The following is a 14,545-nucleotide window of genomic DNA, read 5'->3' as shown; positions in this document are numbered from 1 at the left end:
GAGAGTATCGACTTTTGGCTGATCCCGAGACGCCGAAGCCCAGCGACGATCTGCCTTCGGACATCACGCCGGTTTCCATCACCGAGGAGCTGTCGCGCTCCTATCTCGACTATGCCATGAGCGTCATCGTCGCGCGCGCTTTGCCCGACGTGCGTGACGGTCTGAAGCCGGTGCATCGCCGAATTCTGTTTTCGATGCACGAGAATGGCTACGAATGGAACAAGCAGTATCGTAAGTCTGCGCGCGTGGTGGGCGACGTCATCGGTAAATATCACCCGCATGGCGATCAGTCGGTCTATGACGCCCTGGTGCGCATGGCGCAGGTTTTCGCGATGCGGGTGCCGCTCGTGGATGGCCAGGGCAATTTCGGCTCGGTCGACGGCGATGCCCCGGCGGCCATGCGCTACACCGAGGTGCGGCTCGAAAAGGTTACCGGTTCCCTGCTGGACGATCTCGACAAGGAGACCGTCGATTTCCAGGAGAACTACGACAGTAGCGAGAAAGAGCCGAGCGTTCTTCCCGCCAAGTTTCCGAACCTGTTGGTGAATGGGGCCGGCGGCATCGCCGTCGGCATGGCGACCAATATTCCGCCGCATAACCTCGGCGAGGTGATCGATGCGACGGTGGCTCTCATGGATGATCCTGCCATGGAGCCGGAGGTGTTGCTGGAGTTGCTGCCGGGACCTGATTTTCCCACCGGTGCCCTGATCCTTGGGCGCAGTGGCATTCGTCAGGCCTATCTCACCGGCCGTGGTTCGGTCCTGATGCGGGCGAAGGTCGCCATCGAAAGTCTGCGTAAGGACCGGGAGGCGCTGATCGTCACCGAGATTCCCTACCAGGTGAATAAGGCGACCATGATCGAAAAGATCGCCGAGCTGGTGCGGGACAAGAGGGTGGAGGGCATCTCCGAGATCCGCGACGAGAGCGATCGGGACGGTATGCGCGTCGTGATCGAGATCAAGCGCGATGCTCAGGCCGATGTCGTGCTCAACAATCTGTTTCGTCTGACGCTGCTGCAGACGTCGTTCGGCGTGAATATGGTTGCACTGTCCGGCGGGAAGCCAGGGGTGCTCACGCTTCATGATACTCTGACCGCCTTCATCGCCTTCCGGGAAGAGGTGGTGAGCCGGCGGACGAAGTTTCTCCTGCGCAAGGCGCGCGATCGGGCTCATGTTTTGGTGGGTTTGGCGATTGCGGTCGCAAATATCGACGAGGTGATCCGCCTCATCCGGACCGCGCCGGACCCGGCAAGTGCCCGCGAAGCGTTGATGGGGCGTGATTGGCCGGCCAAGGACATGGCGCCGCTGATCGCCCTGATCGCTGATCCGCGCCACAAGCTGAACGCGGACGGGACTTATCGGCTCTCGCTCGAACAGGCGCGCGCGATCCTGGATCTGCGCCTGCAGCGCCTCACGGCCCTGGGGCGCGATGAGATCGCCGAAGAACTGGACAAGCTGGCGGCGGAAATCGCCGATTACCTCGACATTCTCGCGAGCCGGGCGCGAATGCGCGGGATCATTCGCGATGAACTGCTCGCGATCAAGGCGGAGTTCGGCACGCCGCGCCGCACCGAGATCGTGGAAGGTTTCGGGGATCTCGACGACGAAGATCTGATCCAGCGGGAAGAGATGGTGGTCACCGTCTCCCACGCGGGCTACATCAAGCGCGTGCCTCTTTCGACCTACCGGGCACAGCGGCGCGGCGGCAAGGGACGCTCCGCCATGCAGACGCGGGACGAAGATTTCGTCACCCGCCTGTTTGTCGCTTCCACCCACGCGCCGGTGCTGTTCTTCTCTTCCAAGGGGCAGGTCTACAAGCTGAAGGTGTGGCGCCTGCCGGCGGCGGCTCCGCAGGGGCGGGGCAAGGCGCTCATCAACATTCTGCCGCTCGAAGCCGATGAGCGCATCACGTCTGTGGTGTTGCTGCCGGAGGACGATGCGGAGAACGCGCGCCTGCAGATCATGTTCGCCACGACCTCGGGCACCGTGCGGCGCAATGCGCTGGGCGATTTTGCGCAGGTGAACCGCAACGGCAAGATTGCCATGAAGCTCGGTGACGGCGAGTCGATCGCCGACGTGGGCTTGTGCACGGAAGACGATGACGTCCTGCTGACCACCGCGAGCGGTACCTGCATCCGTTTCCCGGTGACTGATGTGCGCGTGTTCAAGGGGCGCGACAGCGTCGGCGTGCGTGGCATCCGGCTCGAACCCGAGGACAGCATCATTTCCATGGCGATCATTCGCCATGTGGATGCGACCGCCGAGGACCGGCTGGCCTACATCAAGATGCGCCGCGCATTGCGCGGAGAAGCGGCGGATAGCGGCGACGGAGAGACGGATGAGGATGCCGGCGGCAGCGGGCAGCTCGGCCAGGAGCTCTATGCGCAGATGAGCGCGCGGGAGCAGTTCATCCTCACGCTGTCGGAGAATGGTTACGGCAAGCGCACCTCGTCCTATGAGTATCGGGTGACCGGCCGCGGCGGCAAGGGCATCACCGCCATGGCGGTGAATGAGCGTAATGGCCGGCTGGTGGCGTCTTTCCCGGTGGAGGATGCGGACCAGATCATGCTCGTGACCAATGGGGGGCAGCTCATCCGCTGCCCGGTGGACGGCATCCGGATCGTGGGGCGCAGCAGCCAGGGCGTGATCGTCTTCAACACCGCGGATGGTGAGCGGGTGGTCTCGGTGGAGCACATCAGCGAGGATACGACCGGCGAAGACGCCGGGTTGGGCGACGAGGCCGAAGGCGACGCGGGCGCGCCAGAGGCATGATCCCGCTGGAGAGCCTTGCTCTATTCGTGCTCGCCTGCCTGGCGCTGGCGGCGACGCCCGGACCGAACGTGGCTCTCATCGTCGGCACCAGCTTGCGGTATGGTCGCCGGGCGGGGCTTCTCACCGCCGCCGGGGTCAATGTGGGCTTGATTGCTCAGTTGGCGGTGGCGGCGGCCGGGCTGGCCTATCTGGTGGAAGCCTTTTCCCATCATTTCGATCTGGTGCGCTATGGGGGCGCGGCCTATCTGGTGTGGCTTGCGGTCCGCCAATGGCGCAGCGCTGGCGCCGGGCCGGCAACGTCCGCACCTTCGGCCCATGCCGCGTTCGGGCGGGGACTGGCGGTTGCTTTTGCCAATCCCAAGACGCTGTTGTTCCATGCGGCGTTCCTGCCGCAGTTCGTGACCGACACCGCCAACCCGCTGGCCCAGATCGCGGTGCTGGCCGTGGTCTTCGCGGCGGTGGCGCTGGCCGGGGACGTTCTGTGGGCGATGGCGGCGGACCGCGCCCGCGCGGCGCTGTCGGGCCGCTTCGCGCAGATCGCGGATCGGGTGTCGGCCGGCATCCTTGTAGGCGGGGCGGCGGTGCTGCTGGCAGCGGGGCGTCGCTAGCTGTTTGGTCCCGGCATTTGATGGTGCGGGTTTAGGCTGAAGCGTTCCGGCTCGATTGTCCAGCATTTGCAGATGTATTCGAAGGGTGTGAGGCCGCGCAGTATCTTCAGCCGACGGCCGTAATTGTAGGCATTGATGAAGTCGTGCAGGTGTGCGGTCAGTTGTGCATGGCTGTCGTAATGATGGCGTTTGACGGTGGCCTCCTTGATCGTGCGGTTCATGCGTTCGACCTGACCGTTGGTCCAGGGATGCTTGATCTTGGTGAGTCGGTGTTCGATGTCGTGCTCATCGCAGACCCGGTCGAAGATATGGTGGAAGGCGTATTTGTGGTGCGCCGTATTGGTGAACTGGATGCCATTATCGTTCAGCACGGTGTGGATGACATAAGGCACGGCAGCGATCAGGTTGCGCAGGAACTGGGCAGCGATCATCTCGCCGGCCTCCCGGTGCAGTTCGACAAAAGCGAACTTGCAGGTTCGGTCGATCGCCACGAACAGCCGTAGCTTGCCCTCGGCAGTCTGCACCTAGGCGATGTCGATGTGGAAGTAGCCGATCGGATAGGTCTTGAACTTGCGCTTTGGCTCCTTGTCGCCGGTCACCTCCGGTAGTCGGCTGATTCCGTGCCGTTGCAGACAGCGATGCAGGGATGATCGGGTCAGGTGCGGGATCGTCGCCTGCAGGGCGTAGAGGCAGTCATCCAGCGGCAGCAGGGTGTGCTTGCGGAAGGCGACAATGATCGCCTCGTCCTCGATACCCAGTACCGTCGAATGGGCATCCTTGGGACCGGTCGGCAAGTCCTTGACCGCCGTGCGCTTCTTCCACTTGGCGACGGTCTTCTGGTTGATCCCGTACCGCTTAGCCAGAACCCTCAGGCTCTCTTGACTATGTTGTATCGCGCGACGGACTGCCTCTGTCGTGCGGGCGCTCCCGTGCAGAATCTGTCCCATAGTGCATCCTTCCACCCTTGCATGGATGATGCACCATCAAATGCCGGGACCAAACACCTAAGACCCTTTGCTCCGCCACGCATCTCGTGTGCACTGGTGAGCTTGGATGAGCGAACATGACCCATAATTTGGTAGGCCTGGATGGACTCGAACCCCCAACCAGACCGTTATGAGCGCTATGGTCGGCCCTCTAGAGTGTGCGCTTTCGCCATTTATGCGTGAGCCACGACGCGATCGTTCGCGTTATGTCCTGCCGTTTCATTGGCGTTTCATTGGCACGGATGCGGCCCGCAGCCGACGCCTTGGGGTGAAATCCCCGCTTGACTGATACAGGAAATGGCTGTATCAATATCCATATCGACGGGGCAGCGCCCCACTCCACGGGAGACGACCCGATGACCATCAGCAAATTCGGCGACATCACGGTGCGCGATCTGGGCTCAGACGGTGCCACGCTGGAATTTCCAAAAAACGCGGAATGGGCGGACGACCTGAAAGTATCCTTCCCGAAGGTCCGATGGGCGCCCACTACGCGGGTTTGGGGGATCCCTGGAAAGCTGGGCTACAAGCGCGCCTGCCAGTGGGCGGAGCGCATCGCCTCCGGCAATGGGGTGGTAGACCGCCAAAAACTCATAGATTCGGCCGCGTTCGACGGTCTGGTCAGCAAATACGTGCGCCTGGGCACCGCTCAATCCATCGTCCGCACCGCCTATGATGAGGAGATCGTCGCCATTTGCCGCAAGTTGGGCGGTGCGTTCGATCGTGACGAAAAGATATGGGTCATCCCAGGCGCCAATTTGGCCGCGCTCATCCAGGCGACGCCGGGAATCGACCGGCTGGCTGCGGCGGCTAGTGCTCGGGATTCCGCTCGCAAGGCGGCCCGTAAAGCCGAGGCGCAGGCTATCGAGGCCGCCGCCCGTCAGGAGCAGGACGAGCACCTTGCCCGCGTCCGCGCCCACCGCTATGTGGTTCTCGCCAGTAAGGCCCCCGTAGTCGGCGCCACCGTGCGCCTGTACGGTAATCCGGTAACGGTCGAGAGTCTCGGCAAATTATTTAGGGCTGACGATGAGCTTTCGTCGCGTGGCGGCCCGATCGGTGCGGAAGGCGAGTGGGTCCGTTACGCGTACTATCGCGATGCGACCGCTGCGGAGATGGCGGTTCTTGAGGCGACCGAGACCAAGCGAGCCGAGGCGGCCCGGATCGCGCGGGCACAGGCAGAGGCCATCCATACCGTAGCCGCATCGGCGGATGCGCCGGAGCTTGGTCATGCTCCTGAGGGCGAGGTGATTTGGCGCGACGACCGCCATGCTGTCACCGGCTATCGCCGCTGGGTCGTGCTCACCGCAGACGGGTGGCTCTGGCACATCACCTATGACGGGTCGGATGGAGCGATGTGGGGCGACTACAACTGCGGATACAACTCACAGGGCACTCGCGTCCCGGCGCGTGACGACCTTGTGGCAGCAATCAGGGGACAGGCATGACTGGCGCGGAACTTCGGGCGGCACGCCGCACCCTGGGGGAGCGATGGGGCCTCGGTAGGCCACTGCATATGAGCGAGATGGGCCGCGCGCTCCAGCTCGAGGGGCGCGATCCCGGCGCCACCGTGCGCGATTGGGAGACGCGCAACCGCGTGAGCGGCCCCGTGGCTGTATCACTCGCGTTCATGCTGGGCGGTGACCCCATCACATCCCGGCTATCTGAAATCGTGGACCCACGCACCAGTGTGGCGAAAAATGACTGATTTCTCAGCGCCCATTCGAGAATGGATGCCCATCACCTGCTACCCTGGGTTCCTCCCTGGGCTGCCTGATCTCGTCGTCGGGCGGTGGCCGCCTGAGATCCCTCGGACCGGTCCTGATCGGTGGAAGGCGTGGTTCGTCGAGACGCCATCGGAGCGCGAGGCGCTTGACACCGCCCTTGCGCGCCCCGTGCCACGCGCTAGTGGCGCCCTCAATTTCCGCGATGGTCCGGACGCGGCCACTTCATCTACCAGTGTAGGCGATATTTTTATCGCGCTATACCTCCCGCCTGAAGCGGGGTGGCCGTGGCTCACAGTGGTGAGCACGCCCGGAAATCCGGATGGCGCGCGGCAGCGCTACACATGGGACGCCGATATGACCGAATCCGCCGCGCTTGATCGCGTCGCTCGACTCCGCGCCATGGCGCCAAGCGCCCCGGTCCGCATCCCGGATCGCGCGCGCATGTCGTGACCGAACCTATTGACATTTGTCCGGAAAAATCGTACACATTAGTCATCGCGACGGGATAGCCCGACGCAAGAGGGATGGAGCTCTGAAATGACCGATATCCGCACCATTGCTGAGCAGATTGCCGCCACCCTCCGTGCAGAGGGGGTCACCGTCACTGTCGAGCACAGCACCAACAGCGTTGGGCACTCGTCCTATATTTTCGCCGCAGCCACAAATGGGAAGCGGTTCGCCCGCTTCGGAGCCCGCGTTTCTGACCACGCGGTCGGTTCCACCCGCTACGAGGCGGACCAGGGGCGAGTGCAGCATTATGCGCAGATCGGAGATGACATGGCTGCGTTTGAGGCCAAGCTGTCCGACATCGCGCGCCGCGCCACGCTGCACGTGGGCGCGCAATGACGCCCTTCGGCCTGCTGCTCCAGCTCTCCGGCCTCTCCCAGCGAGAGGCCGGCGCGTTCCTTGTCATCTCGCCATCCATGATCGACAAGATGACACGCGGAACCCGCGCCGCCTCAGCCGGGGTGATGCGGGAGATGCGTGACCTGATCGAGCGGCAAGACGAGGCCGCGGCCCAGGCGATAGCGCAGATCGCCCACATGGGGCCGTCCGAGATCGAGTTGGGATACCCAGCCGACGACCACGAGGCGCAGGCGCTCGGCTGGCCCTGCGTGGGCGCGTGGCGCGGGATGGCCGCGCGTGTAATCGCAGCGACAACCGCCCCGATCACCCTGGTCCCGCGCGGGGCGACAGCCGGGACCGCAGCCGCGGCGGACCGTCACGGGCTATAGCACTACTCCCCCCACGCCCCGATAAAATGGGGCGGGCTATGGTCGGCACTCCAGTCCCCACGAACCATTTTGTTGGAGCCAACAAAATGGTTCTGGCCAGCATTATGCAGATTTTGCATAGAGCCCTCCACCACGCTCCACAGGTACGCCCCATCCGCCACGAGCCGCGCCACGTCCTGACAGGTGAGCGGGATGCGCTCTACCGGCTGGTCATGACGGGCGATGGAGAGGTAGGGCGAGAACGCGCCATCTGCGCCGCGCTCCCAATCGATGCGGACATAGGTGCGCATCATCGCGGCACCGCTAGACGCGTCTGAGCGACACTCACGAAACCTTTGACGATCAACCATGTTGACGCAGTTATCACCACGTGCATGATCAAGGGTACATTAATTGCCCGGGCGTGTGGTACGTCCACACTCGGAGAGTGCATCATGAGCAGCACCATCAGGGTCATCGTTTTCAAGGAAGGCGACCTCTTCGTTGCCCAGGCGCTTGAGGTCGATATCGCCGCTCAAGGTCGCACTGCTGACGACGCTATTTTGAAGTTGAGCGCGCTTGTCAGGCTTGAAGATCACGAAGCGAAGGAAGCCGGAGGATCGGTCTTCGATATCGGCCCGGCACCGGCAACGGTGCAGGCGTTCTATGACGACCTCGAAGTGCGCCGCGACCAGATCGAACTTGCCGCTGCGTGACAACGCTCGGCGAATATATGCGCTGGCTGCAATCCCAGGGCGGACATTGCAGCACCGGGATTGGCCCCGATGACGCCATCGGCATGATTCCGGTGACGAAGCTCGTTGCGCTAAATGGCCGTAAAGTCATTCACTATGGCAACGATCAGTCGGAGGTGCTCGCGCCTTCTTTGATCGAGCACTTTGACAGGCGCCTCCACGTGATGTCGCCGTTCCCCACGGTGAAGCGCGGATAGGGATCATTTCGCCGCGACCTGTGCCAACGACTTGACCCGCGCCAGGAGCACCTCCGCGATGGTGAGACCGGTCATGCCCAGCAGGGACGACAGCAGCCACTCCACCTCGGCATCCGGCAGATAATCGTAGCCATAGTGATCGACGAGAGCCGATAGGATGGGTGTCCCTTGCAGGCTGGCCACGAGACCGACCACCACACCGAGGCAGGATTTTACCCAGCCGTGACGCAGCAGGATGGCGCGGACGATTCCGCCGCCTACACCCGCGATGATGGTGGAGAGCTTGGCCCCCCACATGGTCGAATCAGGGTCAGGCCACGCCATCACGCCGCCGCCTTTCGCCGCGCCGCCCATGTGGTGAGCGAGCGATAGACCGGGGGAGCGAGCGCGAGGATGGCGCCAGCGATGACCGGCCAATCCGATTCCGCCACCAGGCCGCGACCGACCAGGATGGAGCCGAGGATGGAGACGCCGTAGCGCGCGAGCTGCGGCCAAAGCGGCTCGACGGCGGCCGGGGCCGGCAGTGCGGCGGTGATAGCGGCGGCCACCTGCGGCGCGGCGGCGGGGTCTAGGGGCACGGAGGGATTGTCGGCGGCGGACTGCACCGCCTGGGAAATCGCAGTGGTGAGCAGGGACATGGGGGCCTCATGAGCAGGAGGAGAACCCGGCCGGGCGCGCCGGGTGCGAGAGACGGGGTGTCAGACGGCGCGTAGCGCCTCGGTGAGCTTGGCCAGCGTCAGGGGGCCGGCGATGCCGTCGCTCTTGAGCCCGTGGCGCCGCTGGAAATCCTTGATCGCCGCGCGCGTCTTGGGGCCGATATCGCCGTCAACCGTGAGGCCGTAGCCGCCCGCCTCATTCAGCGCGCGCTGGATCTGCATGCTGTCGTCATCAACCACGACAGAGGCCGGAGCAGTTCCGGCCGGTGCTCCAAAGGACACGCCGGGATCGAGCTGCATCAGGCGCACCATGAGCGGCGCGATGCCCATCTGTTGATCGACTGCAGTCGCACTCCATACGCTGTCGGCGATGTACTTGCCGCGCGTGTACTGGTTGGAGCCGGACCAGAGGTAGGCGCTGGGCACACCGCGCATGCGATAGCCGAAGCCGTTGAAGCGCTCGCCCTCGTAGAGGCAGCGGGGGATGGACCAGACCAGAGAGCCGGGCGAATAGCCCTTGATCGCCAGGGCGTCCTTGGCCGCTTCCTCCCAGGTCGAGAAGGGGCCTCGCCCGGCCGGTGCGAGCCGGGTCTTGCGCCCGGTGCCGAGGATGGTCTCGCCATTGTGGAGCACGCCGCGAAAATCGCAGGACGCTTCCCGCGAATGCAGCACGCCGATGAAAGCCCACGGCACGCCGGTCGCCGCCTGGGCGGCCTGATAGCGGGGGGTGCCGGCGATGATTTTGCGCGCCATGGCATCGATCGCGGAGAGGCGTCCGGGAGTGATGGTCATCGCGGCCCAGCGCTCCTCATAGTCGATTTCGCACTGTGAGTAGGAATAGGCGGACATGGTGCCTCCAATAAAAAAGCCGCCCCGGATATGGAGCGGCTGTGGGTGGGGTGGGGTGGCGGATTAAGCGATAACCACAAGCCGGGCGGAGCGCCCCGGCATGGGGAGTGTGTTCCCGGCGGGGGGCGTAAGAGCATGGACAACCGGATTTACGGCGTCGAATCCGTAGAGGCCTGTCGCCGCCCCCGGCAGCGTCACCGAGATCCCCTTCCGGCTCTTGTTCACCAGTAGCAGCGTGAGCGCTTCGTCGGCCATGGCGGCATGGGCCGCGAGCGCGTCCGGGTTGGTGTTCTCCACCTCCACGGCGGTGTCGCCGAAGTGCTGGAAAAGCTGGAAGGCCGGGGCGATCCACCCCCGGATGTCGCCCCAATGGGTGGCATAGCTGATGCCGCCCGCCGCCAGCCGCCCGAGCATGTCCGCCGTGGCGAGGCCCGTGACCAGCGCGCCCGGACCACCGAACTCCCATTCGGAGACAAAAATCTCGGTGCCGGGATAGTGGGCGGCGATGAGCCGGCGCAGCGCGGGAATAAGCGGCCGGGCAAGGCCCCCGTCCATCGCCGCATCGAGGGTGTAGGCGACCCAACTGTCTTCCGCATAACCGGGCTCGGTGAGGGTGCGCGGCGCCTGCAACAGCAATTCGGCTTTCTCACTGTCCGCGCTGTCCCAGAGTCCGCCACCCCAAGATTGTGGATAGAAATGCACGTCCAGGCCATCCAACAGGCGGATGCCGGCGGCAATCGACGCGTCCGAAAATGCCGCGAGGAAGGCGGCCAGGAAGCAGTCGTAGGTCGAAGAATAGTCGGACCAGTCCGGGGCGCTGGTGAGATCGATGAAATCGTTCACGCCCCAACACGCGGGGGCGAAGACCTCGGCGCTCGGATCGATCGACTTGATGGCCGTCGCGGCGGCGATAGACCGGGCGATGAGGTCGGCGATGGTGACGTGCGCGCCCACGGTAAGCGGCAGAATCGTCTCCCACAGGCCCGGCTCATTGTCGAGCATATAGCCATGGATGCCGCCGCTCCCGGCGGTGCCGTGGGTTGCTATCAGCCGGCGGATGAGGTGCGGCATGTCCGCCTCGGAGGTGTTGACAGGGTCGCTCGCGGCCGTGCTGCTGCTCCACACCACCGGCACCCAGCGGGACGACGGCGCGGCCTCTTGCGTGCTCACGGCGCCGGCCGCATCCGCCGCCACATAGGGCACCAAGGGAAGCTGCACGATGCTCTTGGCGCCCAGCGCTCGGCTGTTGGCGTGGAAGGCGTCGATGACCGCGTGCGGCGCTTCCGCCGCCGCGCCCGTCAGGGCGAGCTGGCCCGCCATGGTCCGGCCGTTGATATTGCCGGCCTCGATCCCGGAATTGTCGAAATTTCCGGTCCAATTGTAGGTGCTCATCATCACGCCACCAAGGCGCCGGATGGTGACGCCCGCGCCGGCGTCCCAGCCCGAGGTCGGCGTCGCCGTCTCCATCACCCCGTGCTCGTTGGAGCCGATGACATAAGGGCTGATCGGGTCGCCCGTGGTGCCAAGGGTGAGGGTCGCGGTCTCTGCCTCGGCGACCGTGCCCCAGGCGCTCAGGTGCCGGGCGGTGAGGGTCGCGACCTCCGCGTTGGTGAGCGCGCGCGCGATCACGAAGGCTTCAGCGATGCCGCCGGTCCAGTTCCGCCCCCAATCGTCCTTGCCGATGTAAATCTTGCTGGCCGTGGTGCCGAACCCCGCCGGCCCGCGCTTGTTGGCGCCGTTGATGGTGAGCGAGAGCGAATTGCCGCCGAAGACGCCGAAGATGGACGACAGGCGGCCCCCGTCCTTGTATGTCACCGCCACATCCCCACCGGCGGAGGCGGTGAAGACCCCATCGGCCGCGCCGATGTAGCGGATATTGTTGACGGACAGGGCCGGCGCGTCACCCTCGGTTCCGTCAAAGCGCGCCACGGCGCAGAGCGTGTTGAAATCCGCCCCCGTCGCGCCGTCCGGGATGGTGCGTTCCAGGCTGCGGACGCCATCGAAATTCAGCCACGGGCGGCCATTGGGCGCACGCTGAAGCGCCCCGGACAGGGCGATGATCGGCCGCGCCCAATCGAAGGCCGGCGCCCCATCCCGGCCGCTCCCGGATTGGTCGTACCATGTGACCACATGGCCATCGCCGGCCCCGACGAAGGTGGCGAGGGCGGCGGCATCGATCCAGCCGTCTTCGCTTGCCGGAAAATCCTGCTCCGCGCTGTCCGAGGACCGGAGCACCCGGACCAGCGGGCCGGAATAAGACGACAGGAGCCGGCGCAGGCCGTAGGCCGCGAACACGCCCGACGTGCCGTCGAGCATCGGCGGGGCGGTGCCGGCCCGGCGGGGCGAGAGAGAGGGACAGCCCGATCATTACCACAGCGCCACGATGTCCGCTGCGGTTGTCCCACTCTCCCACACGCGCGAGGCTGAGACAGGAAGCAGGCCGCTCGCGTTTACAAGCGTTACCTGCTGCCCTCCCCACATGGTCAAGGCCAAATCCCCAGCGGTTCCAACCCATAGTGCGCGGGTTGGGGTGTCGAGGTCCAAGACATCGTCAGGTGTCACGGTCGCGGCATAATTCGCCGGGCCGGTGGGATCGCGCGAGAAACGTCCGAAAGTGTCTGTCATGTCGGTTCCTCAGCTATTCTCAGGCCACAACGCCGCATCAATGGCGCCGGTGGTCGTGATCGTTCCATCCGCGATGCTGGCGATGACGGAAGTATAGGTGGAGAAACACGCAGCCACATGAGCGCGCACGGCGTTCGCCAGAGCGATCACCATTTCAGCATTCAGCTCATGCCCTACTCCGGCGGCATCAAACCATGTGGTGATGTAAGCTGAATCAGCTTTCGAGGTCGCCTCAGCCTCATAAATCAGGGTCCGGTCATCTCGCCCGGTCTTAACCGGGAAGCCAAAGACCTCTGCTCCTCCCGTTTCGACGCGGTACCTCTTCACACTCGCATAAGCGAGAAGTTCCGAAGATGTTGATGGTGATGGTTCTGGGGCCGCAAATGTAGACCCATTGTAAGAATACCCGATTTTCACCTTACCGACAACAAGAACAGCATCAGGGAAGGTCGTTGTCCAACCGTCATCAGCGTCCAGAATGTTGCTGACGGCGTTGTTTTCGATGATCGCGATCTGCGGCATTGTCACCACTCCACTACGATGCAGCAGCCGGAGCCGCCAGTTCCACCACTCGACGCGGAGGGGCCATGCCCACCCCCCCCACCGCCACCGCGGAAGCCATTTGTCCCATTAGTGCCAGAGGAATATCCGGAGCTTTTCCCACCTCCGAGGCCAAGGAACCCACCCCCACCAGGGCCGCCGGATTCATCGCTCGATTGCGCCCCCGTCCCACCCCTCAGATGGATCGTGCCGGCACCCGACGAATACCCCCCGTTCCCCGCACTGCCATAATCACCTGCGGATGTCCCGGCGTATCCACCACTCCCGCCGGCCGCGCTCACATAACTGCCGAACGTGGTCGTCCCGCCGTTCCCGGCTTGGGAATCCCCGTCCGAATTGCTGCCCCCGGCCCCGATGGACACGGATGCGGAGGATATCGAGGCCAGGGGAAGGAGGCGGATGACGGATTCCCCACCGCCTCCACCGCCACCCCCTCGCCCGGAGGAAGAAGAGCCGTCTCCACCACCACCACCACCACCAGCCGCGATGACCAAAGCATAGGACGTCCCATCCTGCGGAGTGTAGGTGTCGCTCGTCGTGAACCACGAAAGCCTTGGGGCAACGGCGGTCGTTGCCGTTTCATCGATGGTGATCGACGACACCACCCAATTGTAGCCGTCCGAAATCATCGTCGCGGTTGCCCCGGCTTTCAGGGCAAAAGATTCGGCGCCGCTCTGATTGGGCCCCTGGAAAGCCCCTGCTGTTGGGGTTTTGATCGAGTGGTTCGCGACCGAATTGTTCCACAAATACATGACATTCCCCGGATATGCCGGGGACGGGAGATTGACGATCACATTGGAGGATGCCGTGATCTCGATCAGTTGGCCCGCGTCGTCCGTGGTGAGCGTCGCGCCTGAGGTCAAAATGCGGGCATCCGACCAAAATCCCTCGCCGGCCCGCAAATGGCCGGTCATGGCGCCGCCGGCCTTCTGGAGGTATCCAGACAAATCGGTTTCAGCGGGCAAATTCTGGTCGATGATGTAGGCGAGCGCCGCCTCGAAATTTGCGCGGAGCGTCGTCAGATCTCCATCATCCAGAGCATCGCCACCATAAGCCGCGATGAATGCTCCAAGCATAGCGGTCATGCTTGTTGCCTGACGCAGCGTCTTGTTGACCTGCTGGCTCAACGCAACGCCGGATTGGAACCCGGTGGACCGGGCTGTGAGGGCGCTATATGCACTCTGGCCTAGGACATTGGCCCCGGTCGCGGTGCCAAAAGCCAAAAACTGATTTGAATTTGCCATGATTGCTCCAGGCATAGAAAAGCCGCCTCACCGGGCGGCTGTGTCAGGGGAAAGAGATCAGGCGAAGCGACAGTCCGGCGTCGCAGGCGCCGGCAGCACATACGGTGCAAGGTCCGCCGCTAGCGCATCCGCCTGATCGTCAGGGCACAGCAAATTGACGTGGTCGCCTTCCGCCGAAACCCCCACGCCGGCATCCGCCAGGAAGCACAGGTCGATGCGCGCGCCTTCGCGCCAGCAGAGCGACCAGAGCTGGCGCCCCGCCGCGTCCTGTTCACCATCGAAGCCGAGCACGGCGCTGAGCGTGGCGAGCGCCTCGGCGCGGTCGGGAAAGCGCAGATAGATCGTATTCATGTCG

At 64.2% G+C, this 14,545-nt stretch carries 17 protein-coding genes and 1 pseudogene; 8 read left to right on the top strand and 10 right to left on the bottom strand.

Going from position 1 to position 14,545, the window contains the following annotated elements; translation table 11 throughout:
- Nucleotides 1-14 precede the first annotated feature (14 nt).
- Together gyrA and HUW53_RS11095 are read left to right on the top strand one after the other, a co-directional pair.
- A complete protein-coding gene (gene gyrA, locus HUW53_RS11100; RefSeq protein ID WP_237345829.1) occupies nucleotides 15-2,771 on the top strand; it encodes a DNA gyrase subunit A in 2,757 nt (918 codons plus the stop codon).
- Entirely contained in the window at nucleotides 2,768-3,379 is a 612-nt protein-coding gene (locus HUW53_RS11095; protein WP_237345828.1) for a LysE family translocator, read from the top strand. The genes gyrA and HUW53_RS11095 overlap by 4 nt, the downstream gene beginning before the upstream one ends.
- Here the strand turns inward: HUW53_RS11095 and HUW53_RS11090 are convergent.
- Nucleotides 3,376-4,326 (bottom strand): annotated as a pseudogene (locus HUW53_RS11090) (IS481 family transposase). The gene HUW53_RS11095 and the pseudogene HUW53_RS11090 overlap by 4 nt on opposite strands.
- 395 nt (nucleotides 4,327-4,721) lie before the next feature.
- Here HUW53_RS11090 and HUW53_RS11085 point away from each other — a divergent pair.
- The 4 genes from HUW53_RS11085 (at nucleotide 4,722) to HUW53_RS11070 (ending at nucleotide 7,324) form a co-directional block, all read left to right on the top strand.
- On the top strand, nucleotides 4,722-5,810 hold the full coding sequence (locus HUW53_RS11085) for a hypothetical protein (RefSeq protein WP_237345827.1): 1,089 nt from the start codon (nucleotides 4,722-4,724) through the stop codon (nucleotides 5,808-5,810).
- Nucleotides 5,811-5,878: 68 nt separating this feature from the next.
- The gene (locus HUW53_RS11080) at nucleotides 5,879-6,070 is read left to right on the top strand and encodes a hypothetical protein (protein WP_237345826.1); all 192 of its coding nucleotides are present in this window, start codon (nucleotides 5,879-5,881) and stop codon (nucleotides 6,068-6,070) included.
- Nucleotides 6,071-6,626: 556 nt separating this feature from the next.
- On the top strand, nucleotides 6,627-6,935 hold the full coding sequence (locus HUW53_RS11075) for a hypothetical protein (RefSeq protein ID WP_237345825.1): 309 nt from the start codon (nucleotides 6,627-6,629) through the stop codon (nucleotides 6,933-6,935).
- Complete coding sequence (locus HUW53_RS11070) at nucleotides 6,932-7,324, top strand: hypothetical protein (protein WP_237345824.1); 393 nt, start codon at nucleotides 6,932-6,934, stop codon at nucleotides 7,322-7,324. The genes HUW53_RS11075 and HUW53_RS11070 overlap by 4 nt, the downstream gene beginning before the upstream one ends.
- A 2-nt stretch (nucleotides 7,325-7,326) precedes the next feature.
- Here HUW53_RS11070 and HUW53_RS11065 read toward each other — a convergent pair whose 3' ends face one another.
- Nucleotides 7,327-7,617 (bottom strand): hypothetical protein, encoded by a 291-nt coding sequence (locus HUW53_RS11065; RefSeq protein WP_237345823.1) that lies wholly within the window; start codon nucleotides 7,615-7,617, stop codon nucleotides 7,327-7,329.
- A 141-nt stretch (nucleotides 7,618-7,758) separates the two neighbouring features.
- Between HUW53_RS11065 and HUW53_RS11060 the strand changes: the two genes are divergently transcribed.
- Nucleotides 7,759-8,019, top strand: a complete 261-nt coding sequence (locus tag HUW53_RS11060) for a hypothetical protein (RefSeq protein WP_237345822.1) — start codon at nucleotides 7,759-7,761, stop codon at nucleotides 8,017-8,019.
- Nucleotides 8,016-8,255: a hypothetical protein gene (locus HUW53_RS11055; protein WP_237345821.1), complete on the top strand. Its 240-nt coding sequence runs from the start codon at nucleotides 8,016-8,018 to the stop codon at nucleotides 8,253-8,255. The genes HUW53_RS11060 and HUW53_RS11055 overlap by 4 nt, the downstream gene beginning before the upstream one ends.
- 3 nt (nucleotides 8,256-8,258) lie before the next feature.
- Here the strand turns inward: HUW53_RS11055 and HUW53_RS11050 are convergent, their stop codons facing one another.
- The 8 genes from HUW53_RS11050 to HUW53_RS11020 form a co-directional block, all read right to left on the bottom strand.
- A complete protein-coding gene (locus tag HUW53_RS11050; protein WP_237345820.1) occupies nucleotides 8,259-8,579 on the bottom strand; it encodes a hypothetical protein in 321 nt (106 codons plus the stop codon).
- The gene (locus HUW53_RS11045; protein ID WP_237345819.1) at nucleotides 8,579-8,893 is read right to left on the bottom strand and encodes a Pam3-gp28 family putative phage holin; all 315 of its coding nucleotides are present in this window, start codon (nucleotides 8,891-8,893) and stop codon (nucleotides 8,579-8,581) included. Before HUW53_RS11045 ends, HUW53_RS11050 begins: the two co-directional genes overlap by 1 nt.
- Before the next feature lie 60 nt (nucleotides 8,894-8,953).
- The gene (locus HUW53_RS11040) at nucleotides 8,954-9,760 is read right to left on the bottom strand and encodes a peptidoglycan-binding protein (RefSeq protein ID WP_237345818.1); all 807 of its coding nucleotides are present in this window, start codon (nucleotides 9,758-9,760) and stop codon (nucleotides 8,954-8,956) included.
- Nucleotides 9,761-9,823: 63 nt separating this feature from the next.
- The gene (locus HUW53_RS11035; RefSeq protein ID WP_237345817.1) at nucleotides 9,824-12,076 is read right to left on the bottom strand and encodes a glycoside hydrolase family 44 protein; all 2,253 of its coding nucleotides are present in this window, start codon (nucleotides 12,074-12,076) and stop codon (nucleotides 9,824-9,826) included.
- Between the two features lie 51 nt (nucleotides 12,077-12,127).
- Nucleotides 12,128-12,385, bottom strand: coding sequence for a spike base protein, RCAP_Rcc01079 family (locus HUW53_RS22085; protein WP_419836126.1), 258 nt, complete (start codon nucleotides 12,383-12,385; stop codon nucleotides 12,128-12,130).
- Between the two features lie 9 nt (nucleotides 12,386-12,394).
- Complete coding sequence (locus HUW53_RS11030; RefSeq protein WP_237345816.1) at nucleotides 12,395-12,907, bottom strand: DUF4376 domain-containing protein; 513 nt, start codon at nucleotides 12,905-12,907, stop codon at nucleotides 12,395-12,397.
- Nucleotides 12,908-12,909: 2 nt separating this feature from the next.
- Nucleotides 12,910-14,190, bottom strand: a complete 1,281-nt coding sequence (locus HUW53_RS11025) for a glycine-rich domain-containing protein (protein ID WP_237345815.1) — start codon at nucleotides 14,188-14,190, stop codon at nucleotides 12,910-12,912.
- A gap of 57 nt (nucleotides 14,191-14,247) precedes the next feature.
- Complete coding sequence (locus HUW53_RS11020; protein ID WP_237345814.1) at nucleotides 14,248-14,541, bottom strand: hypothetical protein; 294 nt, start codon at nucleotides 14,539-14,541, stop codon at nucleotides 14,248-14,250.
- Nucleotides 14,542-14,545 lie beyond the last annotated feature (4 nt).

The organism is Xanthobacter agilis, assembly GCF_021730435.1.
Lineage (GTDB): Bacteria > Pseudomonadota > Alphaproteobacteria > Rhizobiales > Xanthobacteraceae > Xanthobacter > Xanthobacter agilis.
This window is presented reverse-complemented; position numbering and strand designations above follow the sequence as displayed.